Consider the following 23820-nt stretch of genomic DNA (forward strand, 5'->3'; position numbering starts at 1 on the left):
CCGGGCCACCCACAGGCGGCACCGGGCTGTTTTACACAGTGGTAGTTATGGACGGCGGCAGACTGCCAGCCGTCACATCCCACCGCTGCTGTTGCGCACGGCCTGCATGAATGCGCGAATCTTGCTGTGATCCTTGATGCCCTTGCCCTGTTCTACCCCACCGCTGACATCCACGGCATACGGCCGAACCTGTTCGATCGCTGCCCCGACATTCGTGGGGTTGAGCCCGCCGGCCAGGATGATCGGCTTGCTCAGCCCCGCGGGAATCAGCGACCAGTCAAACGCTTCGCCGGTACCGCCGGGCACGCCTTCGACATAGGTGTCGAGCAGAATCCCCCGAGCACCACCATAGGCGGCACAGGCGGCCGCGATGTCATCCCCGGCCTTTACGCGCAATGCCTTGATATACGGGCGCTGGTAGCTTTCACATTCGTCGGGCGTCTCGTCACCATGGAACTGCAGCATATCCAGGGGTACGGCATCCAGGGTTTCGTTGAGTTCGCAGCGGCTGGCGTTGACGAACAACCCCACGGTGGTCACGAACGGCGGCAACGCGGCGATGATTGCCTGCGCCTGCAACACATTCACCGCCCGCGGGCTCTTGGCGTAAAACACGAAACCGATGGCATCTGCTCCCGCCTCGACGGCCGCCAGCGCGTCTTCTATGCGGGTAATCCCGCAAATCTTGCTGCGAACGGCTGACATGTCGTGGAAACCTCAGGGGTTGGACCGAGAAAGTCCCGGATGGTAACAAAAGCTTTTCCGGGCGTCAGCCGCCAAGTTCGCTGAAACCTGTGAGGAAGTGTGGCCCGATGAAACGCTCCGGCAATTCGAACTCATCGCGGTACTCCACATCCACCAGGTACAGGCCGAACGGATGCGCCGTGACACCACCGGTCCGACGAACGCGGCTTTCCAGTACTTCCTTGGCCCACTCCACCGGGCGCTCGCCGGTACCGATGGTCATCAGCACCCCGGCAATGTTGCGCACCATGTGATGCAGGAAGGCCCCGGCGCGGATATCCAGCACGATCATCTTGCCGTGACGGGTCACGCGCAGGTGATGGACTTCCTTGATCGGCGACTTGGCCTGGCACTGGCCGGCACGGAAGGCGCTGAAATCATGCACACCCACCAAGTGCTGCGCGGCCTCGGCCATGCGCTCGGCGTCGAGCGGGCGATGGTTCCAGGTGATTTCTTCGTTGAGATGAGCCGGGCGGATCTGGTCGTTGTAGATCACATAGCGATAACGCCGGGCGATCGCCTTGAAGCGCGCATGGAAATGCGCCGGCATGACCTTGGCCCAACTGACACTGACGTCATGGGGCAAATTGATATTAGCGCCCATCACCCACGCCTTCATCGAGCGTTCAGCCTGGGTATCGAAGTGCACCACCTGGCCGCAGGCATGCACGCCCGCATCGGTGCGCCCGGCGCACATCAGCGACACCGGCGAATCGGCGACTTTCGACAGCGCGTTCTCCAGGGTTTCCTGCACCGTCAGCACGCCTGAAGCCTGACGCTGCCAGCCGCGATAGCGCGAGCCTTTGTATTCCACGCCCAGCGCGATGCGGTAAAAGCCGGCGGCCGCCATTTCGGCGGCCGGATTATCTATATTTGCCAAGAACTGAGAGCCTGATGAGTTGCGCAAAGGTGGCCATTATGCCGAATTGTGCGGGAGCTGGCTTGCTGGCGATACCATCAACTCGGTTTTACTGAAAGACCGGATCGCTTGCATCGCCGGCAAGCCAGCGCCTACAAAAAGCAAACGGCGACCCGAAGGTCGCCGCTTGCATCCCCCATCGGCTGTTACGCCAGCCGGCCGAGCATTTCCTTGGCCTCGCCACGCTGAGTCTCGTCACCTTCAGTCAGCACTTCGGTGAGGATGTCCCGTGCGCCGTCAGCGTCGCCCATGTCGATATAGGCCTGGGCCAGGTCGAGCTTGGTGGCAACCTCGTCGGTGCCGGAGAGGAAGTCGAATTCCGGCTCGTCATCGCCCTGTGCCGCGTCTTCCGCGGTGAACGACGGCTCGATGGACGGATGCTCCAGGCTCTGGGACAGACGATCCAGCTCGGCGTTGACATCATCCAGCTCCGACGCGAACGCATCAGGCTGGGCGGCAGCTTCAGGCTCGTCGGCCAGGGACAGGTCGAAATCTTCCGGCAGGTCGAAGTCATCCAGGGCCGCAGGCGTCAGGGTCGGCGGCTCGACGGCCGGCACGTCCTTCATCTGGTCTTCCAGGCCCGAGAGGAAGTCGTCATCGGATTGCGCCGAAGACGGCGCATCCAGTTGCAGGTCCAGGTCGAAGTCCGACAGGTCATCCGGGCTGGCCTTGGCTTCGGTCTGCTGCTGCAGGACCGACTCGAATGTCGGCTGGTCGCCCTTGACGTCAGCCGGCGAAGCCTCTTCCAGATCGTCCAGGCTCAGATCGAAATCGGTGTCGAAAGCCTCCGGCGCAGGCGCAACCGGTTTGTCTTCGAGCAAATCCTTGACGTACTGAGCATCCAGGGCCGCGGCAGCCACCGCAGCACTGACGCCCGCCGCCAGCACAGCCATGGCCGGGAAGCGACTCTTGAGCTGCTCGACCTGGGCATGGTTTTCACCATTGGCCACCAGTTGACGTTCCTGGGTAACGAAACCGTCCTTGTCGTTTTGCAGGCCATAGACTTCCATCAGCTTCAAACGCAGGTCGCTGCGCTTGGGCTCGTGCTTGATCGCTTGCTGCAGCACATCGGCGGCCTGGTTCAGGTGGCCACGGTCGATATGGGATTGGGCCTGGGCCAGCGCATCGCTGGCGTTTACCGGAGCCACGGCAACAGCCAGCGGCGCGAGCACGGAAGCAACGGTCGGCACCGCAACGGCCGGTGCGGCTACCGGAGCCGGTGCTGGCGCGGCGGCCAGCTTGACGTTCGGCGGCGGCACTTCCAGGCCTTCGAAGCTGTCCGGTGGCAAGTCGTGATCGATGTTCGAGCTGAACACCGGCTCTTCAGCCAGGGCCCGCGCCATACGCAGATGCTTTTCCTCTTCGAGGCGCGCGTTACGATGGCGCGCCCACAACAACAGGAGCAACAGCACCAGCAGGCCAGCCGCACCGCCGATCACACCGAGCACGATCGGGTTGGTCAGCAGGTCATTGAATTTACCCTCGGTGCTGTCAGGCGCCGCATCGGCCTTGGCCGGCTCAGGCGCGGGCGCAGGGGTAGCTGGGGCCGCGGCTGCCGGGGCAGTAGCCGGCTCGCCGGCCAACTGCGCGGGCATCGCCGCCGTGGCCGACGCAGCCGGAACGCCCTTTTCAGCCTGCAAACGGGCGAGTTGATCGTTTTTCAGTTGAATCAGCTTTTGCAGCTTGTCCAACTGGCTTTGCAGGTCTGCCGCACGGCTTTTCAGTTCTTCGTTGTCACGACGGGTCGTGTCCAACTGTTCCTGGGTCATCGCCAGCTTGTCGCTCAGGGCCGAGCTGTCGCCGACCTTGCCTTTGGCGCCCTTCCTGGCCGCCTCGGCCGAGACCAGGCTCAAGTTGTCCTTGGTTTGGGTGCTCGCGGGCGCATTGCCCGCCTGGGTGCGCTTGGTAGCATCCAGTTGCTGCTTGCCCGCCACCGGATTGGTGGCGGCACGCCGGCCCTGGCGCCAGGCGGCATTCTGCGCGCTCACTTCGGCAATCGCCTGGGGCTGCGGCAACGCGGTGCTTTGTACGGTGTCTGGCAGGCGCAGGACCTGACCGGTTTTCAGACGGTTGATATTGCCGTCGATGAACGCGTCCGGGTTCAGCGCCTGGATCGCCAGCATGGTCTGCTGAACCGAAGCGCCGTTGCGGTTCTTCGCGGCAATTTCCCACAAGGTGTCACGGGATGTGGTGGTGTGCTGTGCGGATTTGCTCGCGGCAGGCGCGGTGCTGGCCGGCGCAGCCAAGCGCGGTGCCGGTGCGGCCACCGTCGGAGCCGGCTGGTCAAACTTGGCCGGGTCGAGCAAGACGCTGTAGTCACGCATCAAACGGCCATTGGGCCATTGCACCTGCAACAGGAAGCGTACGTAGGAATCAGGCAGTGGCTTGCTGGAGGTGACGCGCACCACGCTGCGGCCGTTGGGGTTGACCACCGGGGTGAAGGTCAGGTCATCGAGAAACGCCTGGCGATCAACGCCCGCATCCACAAACGCCTGGGACGAGGCCAGGCTCGGCGTGATCTCGGAAGCCGTGAGGCCACCGACATCGAGCAATTCGATTTCCACCGCCAGCGGCTGGTTCAACTTCGACTTGAGGGTCATCTCCCCCAGCTGCAGCGCCTGCGCCATACCGGAGGACAGCGCCGAGGCGGCCGCTATTGCTAACACCAGTTTGCGAACTTGAACCATAGCCTCATCCTTTGTTTGAACACTCCCCGGCCTGCGAGAAGGTTGGTAACCGCTGCCATAAGGCATGGCGAGCCGATAGGTCACCGACGCGCAACTTTTCCTGCCTGGGGCCAAGCATAGCGCTTGGCTAGAATCAATCTACAAATTGCCGCCAAGTATCTTTTACGCAAGGCCTTTTATCAACAACTGCGCCAGCTGCACGGCATTTAACGCGGCGCCTTTGCGTACGTTATCTGACGTCAGCCACAGATTTAGTTCCGCCGGGTCATCCACGCCCGCGCGAACCCGCCCTACGTAGACCACGTCCTGGCCGACTGCGTCGCCCACCGCCGTGGGGTAGTCACCCTCGTCCACCCGCTCGATACCGGGGGCGGCGTCGAGTGCACGGTTCACGGCGGCAAGGTCGACCGGCGCACCGAGTTGCAGGGACACAGTCAGGCTATCGCCAAAAAACACCGGGGCTTGAACGCAAGTTGCGGAAATCTTTAGCAAAGGAGTTTCCAGCACTGCGCGCAGTTCGTGTATCAGCCTTTTCTCCAGATCCGTATGACCTTGCACATCTGGCTTTCCGACTTGCGCCAGCAGGTTGAAGGCCATCTGCCGATCAAAGAACTTCGGCTCCAGCGGGCGCACATTCAACAGCTCGGCGGTCTGCCGGGCCAGCTCGCTCACGGCCTCGCGCCCCAGGGCTGACACGGCCAGATTGGCGGTGACGCTCACACGCTGGATATCCAGCAACCCCCGCAATGGCGCAAGGACCACCGCCAGATGGGTCGCCGATGGGCTTGGGCTGCCAATCCGGAAGGGTTTCTGCATACCCTCCAAGACATGGGCATTGGCTTCCGGCACCACTTGCGGCGCCTGCTCGGCGGGCAATGCACCCGACAGATCAATCAGGGAGCAGCCCGCCGCCGTGGCACGCGGGGCAAAACTCAAGGTGACCGCCGGCCCCGCCGCAAAGAACGCCAGCTGTACTTTGCTGAAGTCAAACTCATCGACTTCCCTCACCCGCACGTTCTTGCCACGAAACGGCACCGATGCGCCGGCGGAGTTACTGCCTGCCAGCAAATGCAGGGTGCCCACCGGGAAGTCCAGTTCTTCGAGGATCTGCACCAGGGTTTCACCCACCGTGCCGGTGGCGCCGATCACGGCGATATCAAAGGTCTGGGTCATAGGGGCTGCCTCGGGCATTGCGGGGGGAGCGGCACTTTACCGGGTGACTGGGGGTGAGGCAATTAACCCGGCTTTTGTGGTGTGGCTGATGGCCAATAAAAAACCCGCGCCTGTCACCAGAGCGCGGGTTTCTAATATTGCCTCAAGCGATCAACGCTCCAGCAGAATCCGCAGCATGCGGCGCAGCGGTTCGGCCGCGCCCCACAGCAGCTGGTCGCCCACCGTGAACGCGCCCAGGAACTGGCTGCCCATGTTCAGCTTGCGCAGACGGCCCACCGGCACGTTCAGGGTGCCGGTAACCTTGGTAGGGCTCAGCTCCTGCATGCTGATATCACGGTTGTTCGGCACCAGCTTGACCCAAGGGTTGTGCTGGCTGATCAACGCTTCGATATCGGCGATCGGCACGTCTTTGTTCAGTTTGATGGTCAGCGCCTGGCTGTGGCAGCGCATGGCGCCGATACGAACGCAGATGCCATCCACCGGGATGGGGCTCTTGAAGCGACCGAGGATCTTGTTGGTCTCGGCCTGGGCCTTCCACTCTTCGCGGCTCTGGCCGTTCGGCAGTTCTTTGTCGATCCACGGGATCAGGCTACCGGCCAATGGCACGCCGAAATTCTCGGTCGGGTACGCATCGCTGCGCATGGCTTCGGCCACACGGCGGTCAATGTCGAGGATCGCGCTGGCAGGGTCGGCCAGTTGATCGGCGACCGCGGCGTGGGTCGCGCCCATCTGCTTGATCAGTTCGCGCATGTTCTGCGCGCCGGCCCCCGAGGCCGCCTGATAGGTCATGGCGCTCATCCACTCGACCAGGCCGGCTTCGAACAAGCCACCCAGGCCCATCAGCATCAGGCTGACGGTGCAGTTGCCGCCGACGTAGTTCTTGGTGCCGGCATCCAGCTGCTGGTCGATGACCTTGCGGTTCACCGGATCAAGGATGATCACGGCATCGTCCTGCATGCGCAGGCTCGAGGCGGCGTCGATCCAGTAACCCTGCCAGCCGGCTTCGCGCAGCTTGGGGAAGACTTCGCTGGTGTAGTCGCCACCCTGACAGGTCAGAATCACGTCGAGGGTTTTCAGCTCTTCAATGCTGTAGGCGTCCTTGAGCGGAGCAATATCCTTGCCCACAGATGGCCCTTGGCCACCCACATTCGAAGTGGTGAAAAACACCGGCTCAATAAGATCGAAATCCTGCTCTTCCAGCATCCGCTGCATGAGCACGGAACCGACCATACCGCGCCAACCGATCAGACCTACACGTTTCATCGCAACTACACCTTGTTAAAAAGTGGGCCGCCTTGCAGCAACAACTGCAAGCGGGCCCGAGAGATTACAGATTCCGCAGCGCGGCGACTACTGCGTCGCCCATTTCTTGCGTACCGACCTTGGTGCAACCCTGCGACCAGATGTCGCCAGTGCGCAAACCCTGGTCCAGCACCAGGCTCACGGCCTTCTCGATGGCATCCGCCGCTTCGCTCAAGTTGAAGCTGTAACGCAGCATCATCGACACCGACAGGATGGTCGCCAGCGGGTTGGCAATGCCCTGGCCCGCGATGTCCGGCGCCGAACCGTGGCAAGGCTCGTACATGCCCTTGTTGTTGGTGTCCAGGGACGCCGAAGGCAGCATGCCGATGGAACCGGTGAGCATCGACGCCTGGTCGGACAGGATGTCGCCGAACAGGTTGTCGGTGACGATCACGTCGAACTGCTTCGGTGCGCGCACCAGTTGCATGGCGGCGTTGTCGACGTACATGTGGCTCAGTTCGACGTCTGGGTAGTCCCTGGCCACTTCTTCGACGATTTCACGCCACAGTTGGCTGGAGGCCAGTACGTTGGCTTTGTCTACCGAGCAGACCTTCTTGCCACGCACGCGGGCCATGTCGAAACCGACACGGGCGATACGGCGGATTTCACTCTCGCTGTACGGCAGGGTGTCGTAGGCCTGGCGCTCGCCATTTTCCAGCTCACGCACGCCACGTGGCGAGCCGAAGTAGATACCGCCGGTCAGCTCACGCACGATCAGGATATCCAGGCCCGCCACCACTTCCGGCTTGAGGCTCGAGGCGTCGGCCAGTTGCGGGTAGAGGATCGCTGGGCGCAGGTTGCCGAACAGGCCCAGTTGGGCACGGATTTTCAGCAGGCCGCGCTCAGGACGGATGTCACGTTCGATCTTGTCCCATTTCGGGCCACCCACGGCACCGAGCAATACGGCGTCGGCCGCGCGAGCGCGGTCGAGGGTTTCGTCGGCCAGCGGCACGCCATGCTTGTCGATGGCAGCGCCGCCGATCACGTCGTGGCTCAGCTCGAAGCCCAGGCTGTACTTGCTATTGGCGAGTTCCAGGACCTTGACCGCTTCGGCCATGATTTCCGGACCAATACCGTCGCCAGGGAGAATCAGAATCTGCTTGCTCATGCGTTCCTCATTTCATCAAGCGACCCGCCCGTGGGCAGGTCGGGAAAAATCGATCAGCGCTCGGCAAAGACCACCAGCACGTCGGTGCTGAAGGTGCCGTCGGCTTGAATTTCGTAGTAATCGCGTACTTCCTGGCCCATCGCCTTTTGCAGCTCAAGGATCGCTGCGCGCAATACCTCTGGCGTGCGCATGCGTTCGACCCAGGAGGTGTATTCCAGGCGCAAGCGCTGGCGGCTGCTATTGCGCACGTGCAAACCGGACTCGCTGAGCTGCTGCATCCATTCGGCGGCGGAATAATCGCGCACGTGGCTGGTGTCGCGCAGGACTTCGACGGTTTGCAGGTAAGTGTCCAACAGCGGGCTGCCCGGTGACAAGACGTCGACAAACGCCGCTACGCCGCCCGGCTTGAGCACGCGGCGCACCTCACGCAGCGCCAGGCCGAGGTCGCTCCAGTGGTGGGCCGAATAGCGGCTGAACACGAAGTCGAACTCGCCATCGGCGAACGGCAGGCATTCGGCGGCGCCGTGCACCGTGCGGATATTGCCCAGGCCACGGTCCACCGCAGCGGCGGCAACCACGTCAAGCATCTGCTGGGACAGGTCGTAGGCCACCACTTCTTTAACCAATGGCGCGACGTGGAAGCTGACATGGCCGGCACCGCACCCCAGGTCCAGCAAGCGCGCACTGCCCTGCCCGGCCAGTTCGGCCTGCAGGAGCGCGAATTCGGTGCCCTGGGCGTGCACGGCACTGCTCAGGTAGGCCGAGGCTTGCTCGCCGAATTGTTTTTGCACGACTTGGGTGTGGGCGGTGCTGGTCATGGTGGTTTTTCCTTGGGTTTTGGGGTGTTGGTACTGGCGCTATCGCAGGCAAGCCAGCTCCCACAGTTGACCGAGTCGTTCAGGAGAACACCGATCAATGTGGGAGCCGGGCTTGCCCGCGATGGAGCCAGTCCGGCCTACCCAGAATTACGCATCGCGAAACAACCAGGGCTGGCTCTCCCGGTGCCTGGCTTCGAACGCCGCGATCGCATCGCCGTCCTGCAAGGTCAGGCCGATATCGTCCAGGCCGTTGATCAGGCAGTGTTTACGGAACGCATCCACTTCAAAGTGATACACCTTGCCGTCCGGACGGGTCACGGTTTGCGCGGCCAGGTCGACGGTCAACTGGTAGCCCTCTTCGGCTTCCACCTGCTTGAACAGCTCGTCGACTTCCTCGTCGGTCAAGATGATCGGCAACAGGCCGTTCTTGAAGCTGTTGTTGAAGAAGATGTCGGCGTAGCTCGGCGCGATGATGCTGCGAAAGCCATATTCTTCCAGGGCCCACGGCGCGTGTTCACGGCTGGAACCGCAACCGAAGTTTTCCCGGGCCAGCAGCACGCTAGCGCCCTGGTAACGCTCGGCGTTGAGCACGAAGTCCTTGTTCAACGGGCGCTTGGAGTTGTCCTGGTAGGCGTAGCCCACGTCCAGGTAACGCCACTCATCGAACAGGTTCGGGCCGAAACCGGTGCGCTTGATCGACTTCAAGAACTGCTTGGGGATGATCTGGTCGGTGTCGACGTTGGCGCGATCCAAAGGGGCGACAAGGCCAGTGTGTTGAGTAAAAGCACGCATCAGGTATTCCTCAGATCAATTCGCGAACGTCGATGAAACGACCGTTGACGGCAGCGGCAGCGGCCATGGCCGGGCTGACCAGGTGGGTACGCCCGCCGGCGCCCTGACGCCCTTCGAAGTTACGGTTGGAGGTGGACGCGCAATGCTCGCCCGACTCCAAGCGGTCCGGGTTCATCGCCAGGCACATCGAGCAGCCCGGCTCACGCCATTCAAAACCGGCCTCGAGGAAGATCTTGTCGAGGCCTTCGGCTTCCGCCTGGGCTTTGACCAGGCCCGAACCCGGCACCACGATCGCCTGCTTGATGGTCGACGCCACTTTGCGGCCCTTGGCGATCACCGCCGCGGCGCGCAGGTCTTCGATCCGCGAGTTGGTGCAGGAACCGATGAACACGCGATCCAACTGAATGTCGGTGATCGCCTGGTTGGCTTTCAAACCCATGTACTTCAAGGCGCGCTCAATGGAGCCGCGCTTGACCAGGTCGGCTTCCTGAGCCGGGTCCGGCACGTTCTGGTCAACGGCCAGAACCATTTCCGGCGAGGTGCCCCAGCTGACTTGCGGCTTGATCTGCGCGGCATCCAGCTCGACCACGGTGTCGAACACCGCGTCGGCGTCGGAGACCAGGTCTTTCCAGGCTTCGACGGCGGCGTCCCAATCCGCGCCTTGCGGGGCGAATGGACGGCCTTTTACGTAGTCGACAGTCTTTTCGTCCGCCGCCACCATGCCCACGCGGGCACCGGCTTCGATGGACATGTTGCAGATGGTCATGCGGCCTTCGATGGACAGGTCGCGAATCGCGCTGCCGGCGAACTCGATGGCATGGCCGTTACCGCCGGCGGTGCCGATCTTGCCGATCACGGCGAGGACGATGTCTTTAGCGGTCACACCGAACGGCAATTTGCCCTCAACGCGAACCAGCATGTTCTTCATCTTCTTGGCGACCAGGCACTGGGTGGCGAACACATGTTCCACCTCGGAGGTGCCGATGCCGTGGGCCAGGGCGCCAAAGGCACCGTGGGTGGAGGTGTGCGAATCACCGCAGACCACGGTCATGCCCGGCAAGGTGGCACCCTGCTCAGGGCCGATCACGTGCACGATGCCTTGACGCACGTCATTCATCTTGAATTCAGTGATGCCATATTCGTCGCAGTAGTCGTCGAGGGTCTGTACCTGCAGGCGCGACACCTGGTCGGCAATGGCTTCAATGCCGCCCTTGCGCTCAGGGGTGGTCGGTACGTTGTGGTCCGGGGTGGCGATGATGGAGTCGACGCGCCAAGGCTTGCGCCCGGCCAGCCGCAGGCCTTCGAACGCTTGGGGCGAGGTCACTTCATGGATGATGTGACGGTCGATATAGATCAGCGACGAGCCATCGTCGCGCCGTTTCACTTCATGGGAATCCCAAAGCTTGTCGTAAAGCGTTTTGCCGGCCATCAGTCGGTCCTCATCATCGGTCTTTCTATGCCCCGGGTCTTGAGACATTCAATAACCCTTTGGCTTGTGAGGCTGATGGTATGGCGCTACATTAAATAACTCAAATTCATATTTTTTATACTTTGGATTACCAACTGGAATAGCACTATGGACCTGGCCAACCTCAATGCCTTTATTGCCATCGCCGAGACCGGCAGCTTCTCCGGCGCCGGCGAGCGCCTGCACCTGACCCAACCGGCCATCAGCAAACGCATCGCCGGCCTGGAGCAACAATTGAAGGTGCGTCTGTTCGACCGCCTGGGCCGCGAAGTCGGCTTGACCGAGGCCGGGCGGGCCTTGCTGCCGCGTGCTTATCAGATCCTCAACGTGCTGGACGACACGCGCCGCGCCCTCACCAACCTTACCGGCGAAGTCAGCGGGCGACTGACGCTGGCCACCAGTCACCACATTGGTCTGCACCGCTTGCCGCCGGTGCTGCGCACCTTTACACGGGAATACCCGAATGTGGCGCTGGATATCCAGTTCCTCGATTCGGAAGTGGCCTACGAAGAAATCCTCCATGGCCGCGCCGAAGTGGCAGTGATCACCCTGGCGCCCGACCCCCACCACCTGGTGCGCGCCACCCCGGTGTGGGACGACCCGCTGGATTTCGTGGTGGCGCCGGAGCACAGCCTGATCAGCAACGGCAGCGTCAGCCTGGCCGACATTGCCGGCCACCCGGCGGTTTTCCCCGGCGGCAACACCTTTACCCACCATATTGTCAGCCGGCTGTTCGAGGCCCAGGGCCTCACGCCGAACATCGCGATGAGCACTAACTACCTGGAAACTATCAAGATGATGGTGTCCATCGGCCTGGCCTGGAGCGTGTTGCCGCGCACCATGCTCGATGATCAGGTGGCAAGTATCGCTTTGCCGGGCATACAGCTCAGTCGCCAGCTAGGCTATATCGTGCACACCGAAAGGACGCTGTCGAATGCTGCGCGGGCTTTCATGAGCCTACTGGATGCACAGGTCGATCTGCCAGGGATACCGGCATGAAACCGTGCGCCCTCAAGGTCTGAACTGAACCGCGCCTTACGCCCATCGAGCCAAGGCCCTTTGATAATGCGCAACCCCGTCGACTCCGTGCCACCCCTGCCCCGCATTTACGCCCTGGATCCTCAAGAGGCGGAACAAAGCTGGGACAGCGCGCCGCAATTGCTGGCAGCGCTCAACGCTGCCCGGCTGGGCGCGTGGAGCTGGGAAATCGACACCGGCAAGATCAGTTGGTCGCGAGGCACCCAGGCGCTGTTCGGCTTTGATCCGCGCCAGCCGCTGCCCAAGGATCTGGACTACCTCGACCTGCTCGCCCCACAAGACCGCGCCCGCGTGGTGCGGGCCTTTCACGCCGTACTGGCCGGCGAGCCGTTCGAGCAGGCCATGCACCATCACATCCAGTGGCCGGACGGCAGTCATCACTGGCTGGAGATCAACGGCAGCCTGGCGCCCGACAAAGCCGGACGGCGCCGCATGATCGGGGTGATCCGCGAGACCACCCGCCAGCGCGAACGGGAGCACGCCCTCAGCCACTCCGAAAAACGCTTCGCGACCCTGTTTCACCTATGCCCCAACATGGTCCTGCTGACCCGCCAGTCCGACGGCCTGATCAGTGAAGCCAACCAGTATTTCGAGATGCTCTTCGGCTGGCCGGTCGCCGACGCCATCGGGCGCACCACGCTGGACCTGGGCCTGTGGCGCCATCCCGAACAACGCGCGCACCTGGTCAAGGCCACCCAGCGCAAGGGCGAGCCCATCACCATGGAGGTGCAGTTTTGCGCCAGCAACGGCCAGATCCACGATGGCACCCTCAGTGCCCAAAAAGTCGAACTGGAAGGTGAGGCCTACCTGATCAGTACCTTTCTCGACACCACCGAACGCAAAAACGCCGAGCAGGCCCTCAAGGACAGCCAGGAGCGTCTCGACCTGGCCCTGGACTCGGCACAACTGGGCACCTGGGACTGGCACATCCCCACCGGCATGCTTTACGGCTCGGCACGCGCCGCGCAACTGCACGGCCTGCCGCCGGAACCGTTCCATGAATCCTTCGACGCGTTCTTCGAGGGCATGCCCGATGACGAGCGCGAAAGCATGCGCAACGCTTACCGCACCCTGCGCGAGGGTCCGGCCGGCAACTATCAACTGACGTACCGGGTGCCCATGGAGGACGGCAGCTCGCGCTACCTTGAAAGCCGCGCCCGCCTGTACCGCGATGAGCAGGGCGCACCGCTGCGCATGGCGGGCACCTTGCTGGACATCACCGACCAGGTGGAACGCGAACAACGCCTGACCGCCTCCGAAGAAAAATTCGCCAGCCTGTTCCAGGCCAGCCCGGATCCGATCTGTGTCACCAACCTGGACAGCAGCGCCTTTATCGAGATCAACCCCGCCTTTACCCAGACCTTTGGCTGGACGGCCGCCGAGGTGATCGACAAAAGCGCCGAGCAGATCGGCCTGTGGGACGAGTCAAGCAAGCGCCTGCAGCGTATCGAGCGAGTGATCCGCGAACAGGCGCTGAGCAATGTGGCGATCGTGGCGCATCACAAGAACGGCCAGGCGTTGACGTGCGTGATTTCCAGCCGACTGATCAAAGTGGGCGACCAGCCGTGCATCGTCACCACCTTGCGTGACATCACCCAGCAGCAACGCTCGGAAGCCGCGCTGAAGGCCAGCGAAGAGAAATTCGCCAAGGCGTTCCATTCCAGCCCCGACGCAATTTCCATCACCGAGCGCGATACCGGCCGTTATGTGGAGGTCAACGACGGCTTCTGCCGCCTGACCGGCTACCGTGCCGAGGAAGCCATCGGCCTGACCCTTTACCAGATCGGCATCTGGGCCGATGAAAACCAGCGCGCCGCGCTGCTGGCCGAATTGCAGATCAAAGGCCGCATCCACCACCTGGAAATGCTCTGGCACAACAAGCGCGGCGAGTTGCTGGCGGTGGAAGTGTCGGTAGAGCCCATCACCCTGAATGAAACCCCGTGCCTGCTGCTGACCGCCCGGGACGTGAGCCTGCTGAAAAACGCCCAGGCACAGATCCGCCACCTGGCCTACCACGACCCGCTGACCAACCTGCCCAACCGCGCCCTGCTGATGGACCGCCTGAGCCAGCAGATCGCCCTGCTCAAGCGTCACAACCTGCGCGGTGCACTGCTGTTCCTCGACCTCGACCACTTCAAGCACATCAACGACTCCCTCGGCCATCCGGTGGGCGATACGGTGCTGAAAATCGTCACCGCACGCCTGGAAGCCAGCGTACGCATGGAGGACACGGTGGCGCGCCTGGGCGGTGATGAGTTCGTGGTGCTGCTCAGCGGCCTGGACGGCTCGCGCATGGAAGTCAGCGGCCAGGTGCAGGAACTGGCCGATACCCTGCGCGAACTGCTCTCGGAGCCGATGTTCCTCGACGGCCATCGCCTGCAGGTGACGCCAAGCATCGGCGTAGCGTTGATTCCCGATCACGGCTCTACCCCCGCGGACTTGCTCAAGCGCGCCGATATTGCCCTGTACCGCGCCAAGGATTCGGGGCGCAACACCACGCAGATGTTCCACAACAGCATGCAAAAGACCGCCAGCGAGCGCCTGCGCATGGAGACCGACCTGCGCCTGGCCCTGTCACGCGGTGAATTCAGCGTGCATTACCAGCCGCAAGTGGATGCACGCGGCAACCGGATTGTCGGTGCCGAGGCCCTGGTGCGCTGGCATCATCCGCAACTGGGTGCGCAATCGCCTTCAGAGTTCATCAAGGTGCTGGAGGACAGCGGCCTGATCCTCGAAGTCGGCACCTGGATCCTGGATGAAGCCTGCGCGGCCTTTCAACAGCTGATCGCCGAAGGCTTGGTGGACCCGTTGAACTTCAGCCTCTGTGTGAATATCAGCCCTCGGCAGTTTCGCCAGAACGACTTCGTGGAGCGGGTGGAGCACAGCCTCAAGCAGCATCAACTGCCGTTCAGCCTGCTGAAGCTGGAAATCACCGAGGGCATCGTGATCCAGAACCTGGACGACACCATCAGCAAAATGCGCCGCCTGAAAAAACTCGGCGTGAGCTTTGCCATGGATGACTTCGGCACCGGTTACTCGTCGCTCACCTACCTCAAGCGTCTGCCGGTGGATGCGCTGAAGATCGACCAATCCTTCGTGCGTGACGCCACCCATGACCCCAACGACGCCGAAATCATCCGCGCCATCGTGGCCATGGCCCGCAGCTTGAACCTGGAGGTGATTGCCGAAGGTGTGGAAACCCAGGACCAACTGGCCTTCCTGCAGGGCCTGGGCTGCCATCTGTACCAAGGGTATTTGCACAGCCGCCCGCTGCCCATGATCGGGTTCAGGGAGCGCTTGATCGCGGGAGAAGGCCGGGCTTAAACCAGCTTCAGTGCGTGGCCGTCCTTTCGCATCCAGTGCGAGCCCTTCAGGTTGCGCTTGGCGCCATAGTCATCACGAACGCCCCCTACAACGACCACCGAATGCCCAAAATTCGCCAGCGTGCCTGGCACGCCTGACGCCAGCTCCTCCACAGTGCTGGAGCGAATAGAGGCGTATAGACCAAGCCGGCGTAATGCGTCACCTGGAATCTCACCGTCGCTCAGCGTTTGCAGGGCAGTGCCATAATCGGCGCCGGCGCGGAACTCGTGATTTTCCAACTGTGCGCGCTTGGCGCTTGCCGCATAGAGGAACACGGCATCGTCAATCAGGCCTTTATCCGTGCCACGGAAGCTGGCTGCTGCTCGTGCCACTTCCAGCTCAGTGTGGGTAAGCCGCACCGTGCAGCCGTCGCGCATGGTGATCGTGAAACCTTCCGGGGTTTCAGTGACACGCTTGTAGATTCCCAGAGGGTTCTGCCCGTACTTCATCATCGCCGCCTTGAGCGCCGATACAGTCACACAGTTACCCTCCACGCCCTGGTAGAAACCAGTGAAGATATTGGCAGGTGGAACGCCGATGGGCGCCGCCGGGAACTGCGCCGGCCTGCCATTCGGATCGACGGGGACATCCGCAGCCAGTTGGTAGCCATAGTCCCTGCCGACCGGTGCTTGCGCACCATTGCGATGCTGGATTCCGCCCACGACCAACGCGCCCGCAGCGTTAAAGGGGCTGATGATGCCGATGCTGTTTGGTTCTCGCAGCTTTTCGGGTGGCACAAACCGCAAAAAGCCGATCAGCCCCATCCCCTTCAAGACCCTGTAAAGATGTTCTCCGCGCAAGGTGCTCGATAACGCTGTATCAAACTGAGTATTGCCTTCAAGTTGCTTACGCTTGGTAAAGGCTGCCAGCATAAAATTGGCATCAGCGCTCATTTGCGCGGCAGCACCGTTGAACTGCGAGGCTTCGGTGGTGCACGCCAGCTCTTGCTTTGAAAACTTCACTTCAAAACCATCTTTCATGGTGACGTTGTAACCCTCCTCCGTGGCTTCGACTTTTTCAAACATGTCGGAGGGCGACCGGCCAAACCTGAGCATCATCATCTTGATAACGGCGACATGGCTGCTCAGGTCGCGAGTTTCGCCAAAGCTTCGTGACCGCGCATCGAAACCTTGCAAAACCTCTGCGGCCGTGGGGTGGATACGGGTCGTGGGCGGGTTGACCCGCGGCGTGACAACCCGAGGAGCAGGCATTAGCCCGATGACAGCGCTGTACGGACGCTCATTGAAATGGGGGACATCAAAAGCCTGGAGACGGGAGATGGGCTTGTCCGAGCAGTTCGATAACTGCGCAGTCACAGGGTTCACACGAACGGAAGCTACAGCTGCAAACGGGCTCATATCATTAACTCTTTATGTAATAGTTGGAGGAATTCGTGACAAGACATTCGGGCCAGACAGAACTATCAGACCAATGCAATGGCCGTTCCGTCTGTAGGCCGGCGTCCCTTACGGCCGTAGATCTCCTCGGCCCCATCCACAACAGCAACTGAGTGGTCGCGTCTGTTGACAATGCCGATCAACGATTTATCAGCGAAGTCACGTACCGAAACGCGCTTCATATAGTCCTTTAATCCCAGACGCTTGAGGCCTTCTCCCGGGTTTCTCCCGTCCTCATCCTCCCCGTCGTTCAGACTTCTTATGGCGGCATTGAAACTTCTACTCGCCCATCCATCGTTATTCTCCATTTGCGCACGCTTGGCAGAACACGCATACAGGAAGTGCGCATCCTTGAGCATGTCCGGATCAGTCATCCCGATAAAGTTGGAGCCGCGGATAGCCCTGGTCAGTTCGGCGCGTGTCAATGTCAATTCGAAACCATCACGCATAACAACCTTATGACCGTCGGAAACCCTCTCAACAGATTTATAGATGTCCGCTGGTCGTTGACCAAACTTCGCCATGGCGGCCTTGATCGCCGAGACAGTGACGCAGTTACGCTCCCTTCCCTGGCGAAAGCCGTTCCAGATGTTGTTGGGCTTTACACCATTGCGCTGGGTGAGAAGCTCGGAAATGGGCTCGCCTTGCCTATCGACAGTTTTAGTATCGGGAACCGGAGTTACACGGGGCTGTGGTGCGGACGCGCTACTGTTTATCGAGTCAGGGGAAAGCCTGTCTGCGCGCAGAGGGGTGTGCAACGGGTTGAAGAACTGCGTGAACAGGCCCGCCAGCATACTCATCAACGCCGCGGGACTTACGTCATTCCCGAAGTTCACAGGCCGTGTATCAGCGCAGGCGTTGTCGTGGCAGGCAGCATCCGGCAACGCACGCACCGAATACTCTGAGGTTCGCCTTGGCTCAATGGCTGGCAGGTGACTGTCTTTCAGAAACCTATTAACACCGTCCATGGACGGGAATAGTTGGAGCGTGTTATTCGTCGACACTGACGATTGATTAAGCTGTAGGTAATCGGGATCCATCGACACGAACTGATGGGTCGATACATTAGTCATATTTTTACCCCGTAAAGCGTGCCCAACTCTCGCATCGGAGGAGGACACGACTTTTAATCGTTGAGTGATAAAGCAACGGCGAGCACTTCAAGCTCGCTAGGTTCGTGGAACTTAACGCGAATGAGTTCCGAAAAGTCGCAACTCACATAAGGAAATCATATGTCCTCGAGAGATTCTTGCTTATGGACTTTTTACGAACAGCCGAGGCCAAACGTGAGTTATTCGCCGCCAAGGATCCACATCCCCAGTAACAACCGAGGAAAAACAGACATTATGAAAACAATAAACTTTTTCAACTCACACAAACCGCGTTAATTGACGCGCACGCGACTACTTGAACAACAGCTCTCTGCCATCAACGCATTAACACTTCGTAGCAGTCGCTCCCGACGCTCATGCTTACTTGCATATACCCCGTCATAACAAAACGCCTCCCCCAACCCTACCCATACTGGAACGACACTGAATATCGTGTCGTTAGGGTCCGGCCTGATATTTCAGACAAAAAAAAGGCGCCTTTCGGCGCCCGTTACTGCAATCGATGAAACACTTATATATGTAGACCTAACGTTGCACAGCGGCCCACTGTTCACACTGGCCAGGCATCCCCAGCAAACGTCCGACCTGCTCAAGATCGGTCTCCCTACGCATCAGGGTAAATAACTCCACCGCTTCAGGGTAGTTACGGGTAAGCATTGCCAGCCACTGCTTCAAACGCCCCGGCGCCTGACGCTCCGTCAGTTGCGCCACCGACTGGGACCAGAAGTCCTGGAGCATGGGTTGCATCTCTGCCCAAGTCATCTCGACCACTTCTTCACCCGCCCGCGCCGCTGCGATTTGCCGCGCCAGGTCAGGACGCGCCACCAGCCCCCGCCCGAGCATGATGTCTTCGACGCCACTGATTTCCCGGCAGCGTCGCCAGTCTTCGACGCTCCAGATGTCCCCGTTGGCATATACCGGCACCTTGACCACGTCCTGCACCCGCGGGATCCATTCCCAGTGAGCCGGCGGCTTGTAGCCGTCAACCTTGGTGCGCGCATGCACCACGATATGCGCCGCGCCACCTTCGGCCAGGGCCGTGGCGCAGACCAGGGCGCCGTCCGGGCTGTCGAAGCCCAGGCGCATCTTGGCAGTGACCGGGATGTGGGCCGGTACGGCGCGACGTACGTGCTCGACGATCTGGTTGAGCAACTCCGGCTCCTTGAGCAGCACCGCACCGCCACGGGACTTGTTGACGGTCTTGGCCGGGCAGCCGAAGTTGAGGTCAATGACTTGCGAACCCAGCTCACAGGCCAGGGCGGCGTTTTCCGCCAGGCACACCGGGTCGGAGCCAAGCAGTTGCACACGCAGCGGCACGCCGGCAGCGGTGTGGGCACCGTGCAGGAGTTCCGGGGCGAGCTTGTGGAAATACGCCGGGGTGAGCAGGCGGTCGTTGACGCGGATGAACTCGGTCACGCACCAGTCAATCCCGCCGACACGGGTCAGCACGTCCCGCAGGATGTTGTCGACCAACCCCTCCATGGGCGCCAAAGCAATTTGCATGGAAAACACTCAACAAAAATCGTGGCGCAGTTTACTGGGTTTCCCACAGCAACCGTTAACCCCCTGTCAGGGCGGGGCCATAACCGTCGAGGAATTCGGCAGGCATGCGCTTGGGCTTGCCGGTGGACAGTTCGATGCAGACAAACGTGGTTTGGGCACGCAGCAAGGTGACACCGTCGCGGGGGCGCAGCAGCTGGAAGCGCCGGGTCATCTTCAGGCGCTGGTCCCAGTCGACGATCCAGGTGGCCAGTTGCAACTCGTCGCCTTCATAGCCGGCGGCCAGGTAGTCGATCTCGTGCCGCACCACGGCCATGGCGCGGTCCAGGCGGCGATACTCGGTAAGGTCCAGGCCCAGGCGCTGGGAATGACGCCAGGCACAGCGCTCCAGCCAGGACACGTACACCGCATTGTTGGCGTGCCCCAGTCCGTCGATGTCTTCAGGGGCGACCTGCAGATCGATGATAAACGGCGTTGCCAAATCCCAGCCCATGCCTTGCTCCCAGTCGATTAATGTCGGCGGGGAGAGTGTATCAGGCGGTTTGCCGCTCCTGTAGACGACGACCGGCCAGCAGCGCCAGCACACCGTCGATCACACGCGGATCGGCCAGCACTTTCTGGTGACCACCTTGCTCCAGGCGCAGCAGACGGCTGTCGAACCAGGCTTCGTGGATAGCCTGAGACGCTTTGACCGGAACGAAGGTATCGTCTTCGGCGTGCACGATCAGGCCGGGTATATTCATCTGGTAGTGAGCCACGTCCAAATGCTTGAGCGGCATGCCGAAGGTCAACTCGACCTCCTGGATAAACGCCGAACGTGCCCGCGCCGGCAAACCGACCATCCGGGTAAAGCCACGCAGCACATCTAGAAACCGCGACGGCGCAGCGATACTCACCAACGCCTCGGTGCGCAACCCCAACTGCACCGCCAGCATCGCACTGGCGCCGCCCATGGAATGGCCGATCACCGCATGCAGCGGCGGCAACTCGGCGGCAGCCTCGAGCATGGCGCGGGCAAACAGCAACACATGGGCTTCACGTCCCGGTGAACGCCCGTGGGCAGGACCATCCAGGGCAATCACCGAGTAACCGTTATCGACCAACGCGGTGATCAGACTGGCAAACTGTGTGGGCCGGCCTTCCCAACCGTGCATCAGCAGCACCGCAGGCCCCTGGCCCCAACGCAGCGCAGACAAACCGAAGCGCAAGGTGATGCGCTCCGATTGCGCCAGCAACGGCAGCTCCCAGTCGCGGGGCGGCAAGTCGCGTGGCGTCATGAAGGCTCGACGCATCCTGTTGGCCACCGTTTGCGGTGCCAGGTGGCCGAGCGTGCCATTGAAGCGACGAATCCAGGTCAGCGTACCCATCATGCAAGCCCTCTTCTAGCGCACAGCCGATTTGGCGGCGCGCAGCACTCGGTCAGACAACTCACCCGGCCCCAAGGCGCGTGCCAGGGACAGGCCACCGATCATCAGCGCCATGTCAGCCAGGGCCTTGTCAGTGTCCTCGGGACTGGCGGCCAATTGGGCCGCCATCAACTCGCAATGCTCATTCAACGCCTGACGGAATGCTTCCGGCAAACGGCTCATCTCGCCCACGGTCGCCGGAATCGGGCAGGCCTGGGTGGTTGAATCACGGTGTTTGCGCGACAGGTAGAACGCCGCCACCAAGGCCCTGCGTTCTTCTCCGGTCAACTGCGAGTCCATGTCATCGATCGACGCGCGACGCTTGGCCAGCAACTGAGTGAAGGCCTCCAGCATTAACGCGTCCTTGCTGTCAAAGTGGGCGTAGAACCCCCCAACGGTCAGCCCCGCTGCCCCCATGACTTCCCCCACACTCGGCTCGGCCGGGCCACGCTGGATCAACGCAGCACTGGCGGCTTGCAGAATACGTTCGCGGGTTTGCGCTTTTTTATCGCTCATCATTGCCTCCGATGTTCATGGGTTGAATATTATTACCATAATAATATTTCGCAAGCGACAGGCATGACCGTTGGTCAGGAGAGAAAAGTGGAATCAAACAAGGAGTTGGCCAAACGCCAGACAAACAAAAGGGCCATTCAATAATTGAATGACCCTTAAAAATCCCGCAGAGCGGGTAATCGTGGCGTCCCCTAGGGGACTCGAACCCCTGTTACCGCCGTGAAAGGGCGGTGTCCTAGGCCACTAGACGAAGGGGACACAAACCTTCTATACAACTGATCAGCGCTGAGAACTGATCGATTCAAGGACGGTGTGGCCAGACCTCGAACCTGTAAATTGGTGGAGCTAAACGGGATCGAACCGTTGACCTCTTGCATGCCATGCAAGCGCTCTCCCAGCTGAGCTATAGCCCCGGATTTTTCGTCTCGCGACGCAGCAGACCTTTCGAGCTGCTTGTTGAAGCTGGCGTCCCCTAGGGGACTCGAACCCCTGTTACCGCCGTGAAAGGGCGGTGTCCTAGGCCACTAGACGAAGGGGACAAAACCTTCTGTACATCTGATCAGCGCTGAGAACTGATCAATTCAAGGACGGTGTGGCCAGACCTTGAACCTGTAAATTGGTGGAGCTAAACGGGATCGAACCGTTGACCTCTTGCATGCCATGCAAGCGCTCTCCCAGCTGAGCTATAGCCCCTCATCGGTGAGGACGGGGCGAATCTTAATGGCGGTTTGGAAACGTGTCAAATTTATTTTCAACAATTTTCAAAATTTTTTGCCGGGATAACAATCACTTACCGGCGAAACCCCGGAAAACCGGGGTTTTGTCGTTTCAACCGTGTGCTCAGGCGATGGCGCCCAGCAGCTTTTCCCACTCTTTGTTTTCTTTCTTCGACACACCACCAAGCAAATCAAGGGCTTGGCGCAGACGGAAACGCGTCAGGTCCGGGCCGAGGATTTCCATCGCATCGAGTACCGACACCGAACTGGCCTGCCCGGTGATCGCGGCAAACATCAGTGGCATGGCATCGCGCAGTTTCAATTCCAGAGACTCCACCACCGCCTGGATCGTCGCGGTGATCGCATCCTTCTCCCACTGGCGCAGGCTTTCCAGCTTCCACAGGATCAACTGCATCAGCTGGCGAACCTGGTCGCCCGAGAGCTTCTTGGATTCGAACAGCTTGGGATCCGGGTTAACGCCCCCGGCAAAGAAGAAACTGGCCAGCGGCGCGACCTGGCTGAACGTCTCCACCCTGCCCTGCACCAGCGGCGCGATCTTCATCATGTACTCAGGGTTCAACGCCCACTGCTGCACGCGGCTGGCGAACTCTTCGACCGGCAGGTCACGCAGCCACTGGCCGTTGAGCCACGACAGCTTCTCGATGTCGAAGATCGGCCCGCCCAGGGACACGCGGGACAGGTCGAAGTTGTCGACCATTTCCTGCAGCGAGAACTTCTCGCGCTCGTCCGGCATCGACCAGCCCATGCGGCCCAGGTAGTTGAGCATCGCTTCAGGCATGAAGCCCATGCGCTCGTAGAACGTCACCGAGGTCGGGTTCTTGCGCTTGGACAGCTTGCTCTTGTCCGGGTTACGCAGCAGCGGCATGTAGCACAGCTGCGGTTGTTCCCAGCCAAAGTATTCGTAGAGCAGGATCAACTTCGGCGCCGACGGCAGCCATTCTTCGCCGCGCAATACGTGGGTGATGCCCATCAAGTGGTCGTCGACCACGTTGGCCAGGAAGTACGTCGGCAGGCCGTCGGTCTTCATCAGCACCTGCATGTCCATGCGGTCCCACGGGATCTCGACGTCACCGCGCAGCATGTCCGGCACCACGCACACGCCTTCGCTTGGCACTTTCATGCGGATCACATGCGGTTCGCCAGCAGCCAGACGACGGGCCACCTCTTCTTTCGACAGCAGCAGCGCGCGGCCATCGTAGCGCGGGGTTTCACCGCGGGCTTGTTGCTCGGCGCGCATCTGGTCCAGCTCTTCTGCGGTGCAGAAGCAGGGAAACGCATGGCCCATGTCGACCAGTTGCTGGGTGTACTGCTTGTAGATGTCGCTGCGCTCGCTCTGGCGATACGGGCCGTGCGGGCCGCCGACGTCCGGGCCTTCCGCCCAGGTAATGCCCAGCCAGCGCAGGGCATCGAAAATCTGCTGTTCCGACTCACGGGTGGAGCGCAGTTGGTCGGTGTCTTCGATCCGCAGGATGAATTCACCGCCGTGCTGCTTGGCAAAGCAGTAGTTGAACAAGGCGATGTAAGCAGTGCCGACGTGGGGATCCCCAGTTGGCGATGGCGCGATGCGCGTGCGGACGGTGGTCATGGCAGGTCTCGAATGGGCGATATAACTGAAAATTGAAACAAGGGGCGAATGGTAACAGCCCCAGGTGGTTGGGCTCCAGCGCAAGGCTATGACAGCCCCAACCTGAGCCGGCTTGCCGGCGATGAGGCCCTTGAGCCATGCGGTGCTTTTGAGGG

At 61.1% G+C, this 23820-nt stretch carries 18 protein-coding genes and 4 tRNA genes; 2 read left to right on the top strand and 20 right to left on the bottom strand.

Translation table 11 applies throughout. The features are described from left to right. Window positions 1-72 precede the first annotated feature (72 nt). The 9 genes from BM70_RS0113270 to leuC form a co-directional block, all read right to left on the bottom strand. The gene (locus tag BM70_RS0113270) at window positions 73-705 is read right to left on the bottom strand and encodes a phosphoribosylanthranilate isomerase (RefSeq protein WP_025856448.1); all 633 of its coding nucleotides are present in this window, start codon (window positions 703-705) and stop codon (window positions 73-75) included. Window positions 706-769: 64 nt separating this feature from the next. Continuing rightward, window positions 770-1594: a tRNA pseudouridine(38-40) synthase TruA gene (gene truA, locus BM70_RS0113275; protein WP_025856449.1), complete on the bottom strand. Its 825-nt coding sequence runs from the start codon at window positions 1592-1594 to the stop codon at window positions 770-772. Between the two features lie 215 nt (window positions 1595-1809). Continuing rightward, complete coding sequence (locus tag BM70_RS0113280; RefSeq protein WP_025856450.1) at window positions 1810-4350, bottom strand: FimV/HubP family polar landmark protein; 2541 nt, start codon at window positions 4348-4350, stop codon at window positions 1810-1812. Window positions 4351-4512: 162 nt separating this feature from the next. After that, window positions 4513-5523 (bottom strand): aspartate-semialdehyde dehydrogenase, encoded by a 1011-nt coding sequence (locus BM70_RS0113285; protein WP_025856451.1) that lies wholly within the window; start codon window positions 5521-5523, stop codon window positions 4513-4515. A gap of 150 nt (window positions 5524-5673) precedes the next feature. Next, window positions 5674-6786 carry an aspartate-semialdehyde dehydrogenase gene (gene asd / locus BM70_RS0113290; protein ID WP_025856452.1) on the bottom strand — a complete coding sequence of 371 codons (1113 nt, stop codon included), beginning with the start codon at window positions 6784-6786 and terminating at the stop codon, window positions 5674-5676. Window positions 6787-6850: 64 nt separating this feature from the next. Beyond that, window positions 6851-7933, bottom strand: a complete 1083-nt coding sequence (leuB, locus tag BM70_RS0113295; protein WP_025856453.1) for a 3-isopropylmalate dehydrogenase — start codon at window positions 7931-7933, stop codon at window positions 6851-6853. 53 nt (window positions 7934-7986) lie between these two features. Then, entirely contained in the window at window positions 7987-8751 is a 765-nt protein-coding gene (locus BM70_RS0113300; protein WP_025856454.1) for a class I SAM-dependent methyltransferase, read from the bottom strand. Between the two features lie 147 nt (window positions 8752-8898). After that, window positions 8899-9543 carry a 3-isopropylmalate dehydratase small subunit gene (gene leuD / locus BM70_RS0113305; protein WP_025856455.1) on the bottom strand — a complete coding sequence of 215 codons (645 nt, stop codon included), beginning with the start codon at window positions 9541-9543 and terminating at the stop codon, window positions 8899-8901. Window positions 9544-9553: 10 nt separating this feature from the next. Then, entirely contained in the window at window positions 9554-10972 is a 1419-nt protein-coding gene (leuC, locus tag BM70_RS0113310) for a 3-isopropylmalate dehydratase large subunit (RefSeq protein WP_025856456.1), read from the bottom strand. A 147-nt stretch (window positions 10973-11119) separates the two neighbouring features. Here leuC and BM70_RS0113315 point away from each other — a divergent pair, with 147 nt between their 5' ends. Together BM70_RS0113315 and BM70_RS0113320 are read left to right on the top strand one after the other, a co-directional pair. Beyond that, entirely contained in the window at window positions 11120-12010 is an 891-nt protein-coding gene (locus tag BM70_RS0113315; RefSeq protein WP_025856457.1) for a LysR family transcriptional regulator, read from the top strand. A gap of 66 nt (window positions 12011-12076) precedes the next feature. After that, the gene (locus BM70_RS0113320; protein WP_025856458.1) at window positions 12077-15373 is read left to right on the top strand and encodes an EAL domain-containing protein; all 3297 of its coding nucleotides are present in this window, start codon (window positions 12077-12079) and stop codon (window positions 15371-15373) included. Here BM70_RS0113320 and BM70_RS0113325 read toward each other — a convergent pair. The 11 genes from BM70_RS0113325 to gltX all read right to left on the bottom strand — a co-directional run bounded on the left by BM70_RS0113325 (window position 15370) and on the right by gltX (window position 23665). Next, window positions 15370-16770: a hypothetical protein gene (locus BM70_RS0113325; protein WP_256220903.1), complete on the bottom strand. Its 1401-nt coding sequence runs from the start codon at window positions 16768-16770 to the stop codon at window positions 15370-15372. The two genes, BM70_RS0113320 and BM70_RS0113325, sit on opposite strands and share 4 nt — an antisense overlap. A gap of 65 nt (window positions 16771-16835) precedes the next feature. After that, window positions 16836-17882, bottom strand: a complete 1047-nt coding sequence (locus tag BM70_RS33340) for a hypothetical protein (RefSeq protein ID WP_025856460.1) — start codon at window positions 17880-17882, stop codon at window positions 16836-16838. Between the two features lie 564 nt (window positions 17883-18446). Next, window positions 18447-19424 (bottom strand): tRNA-dihydrouridine synthase, encoded by a 978-nt coding sequence (locus tag BM70_RS0113335; protein ID WP_025856461.1) that lies wholly within the window; start codon window positions 19422-19424, stop codon window positions 18447-18449. Between the two features lie 55 nt (window positions 19425-19479). Beyond that, complete coding sequence (locus tag BM70_RS0113340) at window positions 19480-19914, bottom strand: thioesterase family protein (RefSeq protein ID WP_025856462.1); 435 nt, start codon at window positions 19912-19914, stop codon at window positions 19480-19482. A gap of 40 nt (window positions 19915-19954) precedes the next feature. Next, the gene (locus BM70_RS0113345) at window positions 19955-20788 is read right to left on the bottom strand and encodes an alpha/beta hydrolase (RefSeq protein ID WP_025856463.1); all 834 of its coding nucleotides are present in this window, start codon (window positions 20786-20788) and stop codon (window positions 19955-19957) included. A 15-nt stretch (window positions 20789-20803) separates the two neighbouring features. Further along, window positions 20804-21343, bottom strand: coding sequence for a TetR/AcrR family transcriptional regulator (locus BM70_RS0113350; protein WP_025856464.1), 540 nt, complete (start codon window positions 21341-21343; stop codon window positions 20804-20806). Between the two features lie 182 nt (window positions 21344-21525). Further along, window positions 21526-21601 (bottom strand) — tRNA-Glu (locus BM70_RS0113355). Window positions 21602-21680: 79 nt separating this feature from the next. Continuing rightward, window positions 21681-21756: transfer RNA gene (locus BM70_RS0113360), tRNA-Ala, on the bottom strand. A 50-nt stretch (window positions 21757-21806) separates the two neighbouring features. Further along, window positions 21807-21882, bottom strand: a tRNA-Glu gene (locus BM70_RS0113365). A gap of 78 nt (window positions 21883-21960) precedes the next feature. Then, window positions 21961-22036, bottom strand: a tRNA-Ala gene (locus tag BM70_RS0113370). A 147-nt stretch (window positions 22037-22183) separates the two neighbouring features. After that, window positions 22184-23665, bottom strand: a complete 1482-nt coding sequence (gene gltX, locus BM70_RS0113375; RefSeq protein WP_025856465.1) for a glutamate--tRNA ligase — start codon at window positions 23663-23665, stop codon at window positions 22184-22186. Between the last annotated feature and the right edge of the window lie 155 nt (window positions 23666-23820).

Source organism: Pseudomonas sp. CHM02 (assembly GCF_000612585.1).
In the GTDB taxonomy this organism is placed as follows: domain Bacteria; phylum Pseudomonadota; class Gammaproteobacteria; order Pseudomonadales; family Pseudomonadaceae; genus Aquipseudomonas.

Excerpts from the sequence above, each read along its gene's own strand:
- gltX (WP_025856465.1), bottom strand. The coding sequence starts at position 23,665 with ATGACCACCGTCCGCACGCGCATCGCGCCATCGCCAACTGGGGATCCC.
- BM70_RS0113300 (WP_025856454.1), bottom strand. The coding sequence starts at position 8,751 with ATGACCAGCACCGCCCACACCCAAGTCGTGCAAAAACAATTCGGCGAG.
- BM70_RS0113350 (WP_025856464.1), bottom strand. The coding sequence starts at position 21,343 with ATGAGCGATAAAAAAGCGCAAACCCGCGAACGTATTCTGCAAGCCGCC.
- BM70_RS0113315 (WP_025856457.1), top strand. The coding sequence starts at position 11,120 with ATGGACCTGGCCAACCTCAATGCCTTTATTGCCATCGCCGAGACCGGC.
- BM70_RS0113345 (WP_025856463.1), bottom strand. The coding sequence starts at position 20,788 with ATGGGTACGCTGACCTGGATTCGTCGCTTCAATGGCACGCTCGGCCAC.
- leuB (WP_025856453.1), bottom strand. The coding sequence starts at position 7,933 with ATGAGCAAGCAGATTCTGATTCTCCCTGGCGACGGTATTGGTCCGGAA.
- truA (WP_025856449.1), bottom strand. The coding sequence starts at position 1,594 with ATGGCGGCCGCCGGCTTTTACCGCATCGCGCTGGGCGTGGAATACAAA.
- BM70_RS0113340 (WP_025856462.1), bottom strand. The coding sequence starts at position 19,914 with ATGGGCTGGGATTTGGCAACGCCGTTTATCATCGATCTGCAGGTCGCC.
- BM70_RS33340 (WP_025856460.1), bottom strand. The coding sequence starts at position 17,882 with ATGACTAATGTATCGACCCATCAGTTCGTGTCGATGGATCCCGATTAC.
- leuC (WP_025856456.1), bottom strand. The coding sequence starts at position 10,972 with ATGGCCGGCAAAACGCTTTACGACAAGCTTTGGGATTCCCATGAAGTG.
- BM70_RS0113285 (WP_025856451.1), bottom strand. The coding sequence starts at position 5,523 with ATGACCCAGACCTTTGATATCGCCGTGATCGGCGCCACCGGCACGGTG.
- BM70_RS0113320 (WP_025856458.1), top strand. The coding sequence starts at position 12,077 with ATGCGCAACCCCGTCGACTCCGTGCCACCCCTGCCCCGCATTTACGCC.
- BM70_RS0113270 (WP_025856448.1), bottom strand. The coding sequence starts at position 705 with ATGTCAGCCGTTCGCAGCAAGATTTGCGGGATTACCCGCATAGAAGAC.
- asd (WP_025856452.1), bottom strand. The coding sequence starts at position 6,786 with ATGAAACGTGTAGGTCTGATCGGTTGGCGCGGTATGGTCGGTTCCGTG.
- leuD (WP_025856455.1), bottom strand. The coding sequence starts at position 9,543 with ATGCGTGCTTTTACTCAACACACTGGCCTTGTCGCCCCTTTGGATCGC.
- BM70_RS0113280 (WP_025856450.1), bottom strand. The coding sequence starts at position 4,350 with ATGGTTCAAGTTCGCAAACTGGTGTTAGCAATAGCGGCCGCCTCGGCG.
- BM70_RS0113335 (WP_025856461.1), bottom strand. The coding sequence starts at position 19,424 with ATGCAAATTGCTTTGGCGCCCATGGAGGGGTTGGTCGACAACATCCTG.
- BM70_RS0113325 (WP_256220903.1), bottom strand. The coding sequence starts at position 16,770 with ATGAGCCCGTTTGCAGCTGTAGCTTCCGTTCGTGTGAACCCTGTGACT.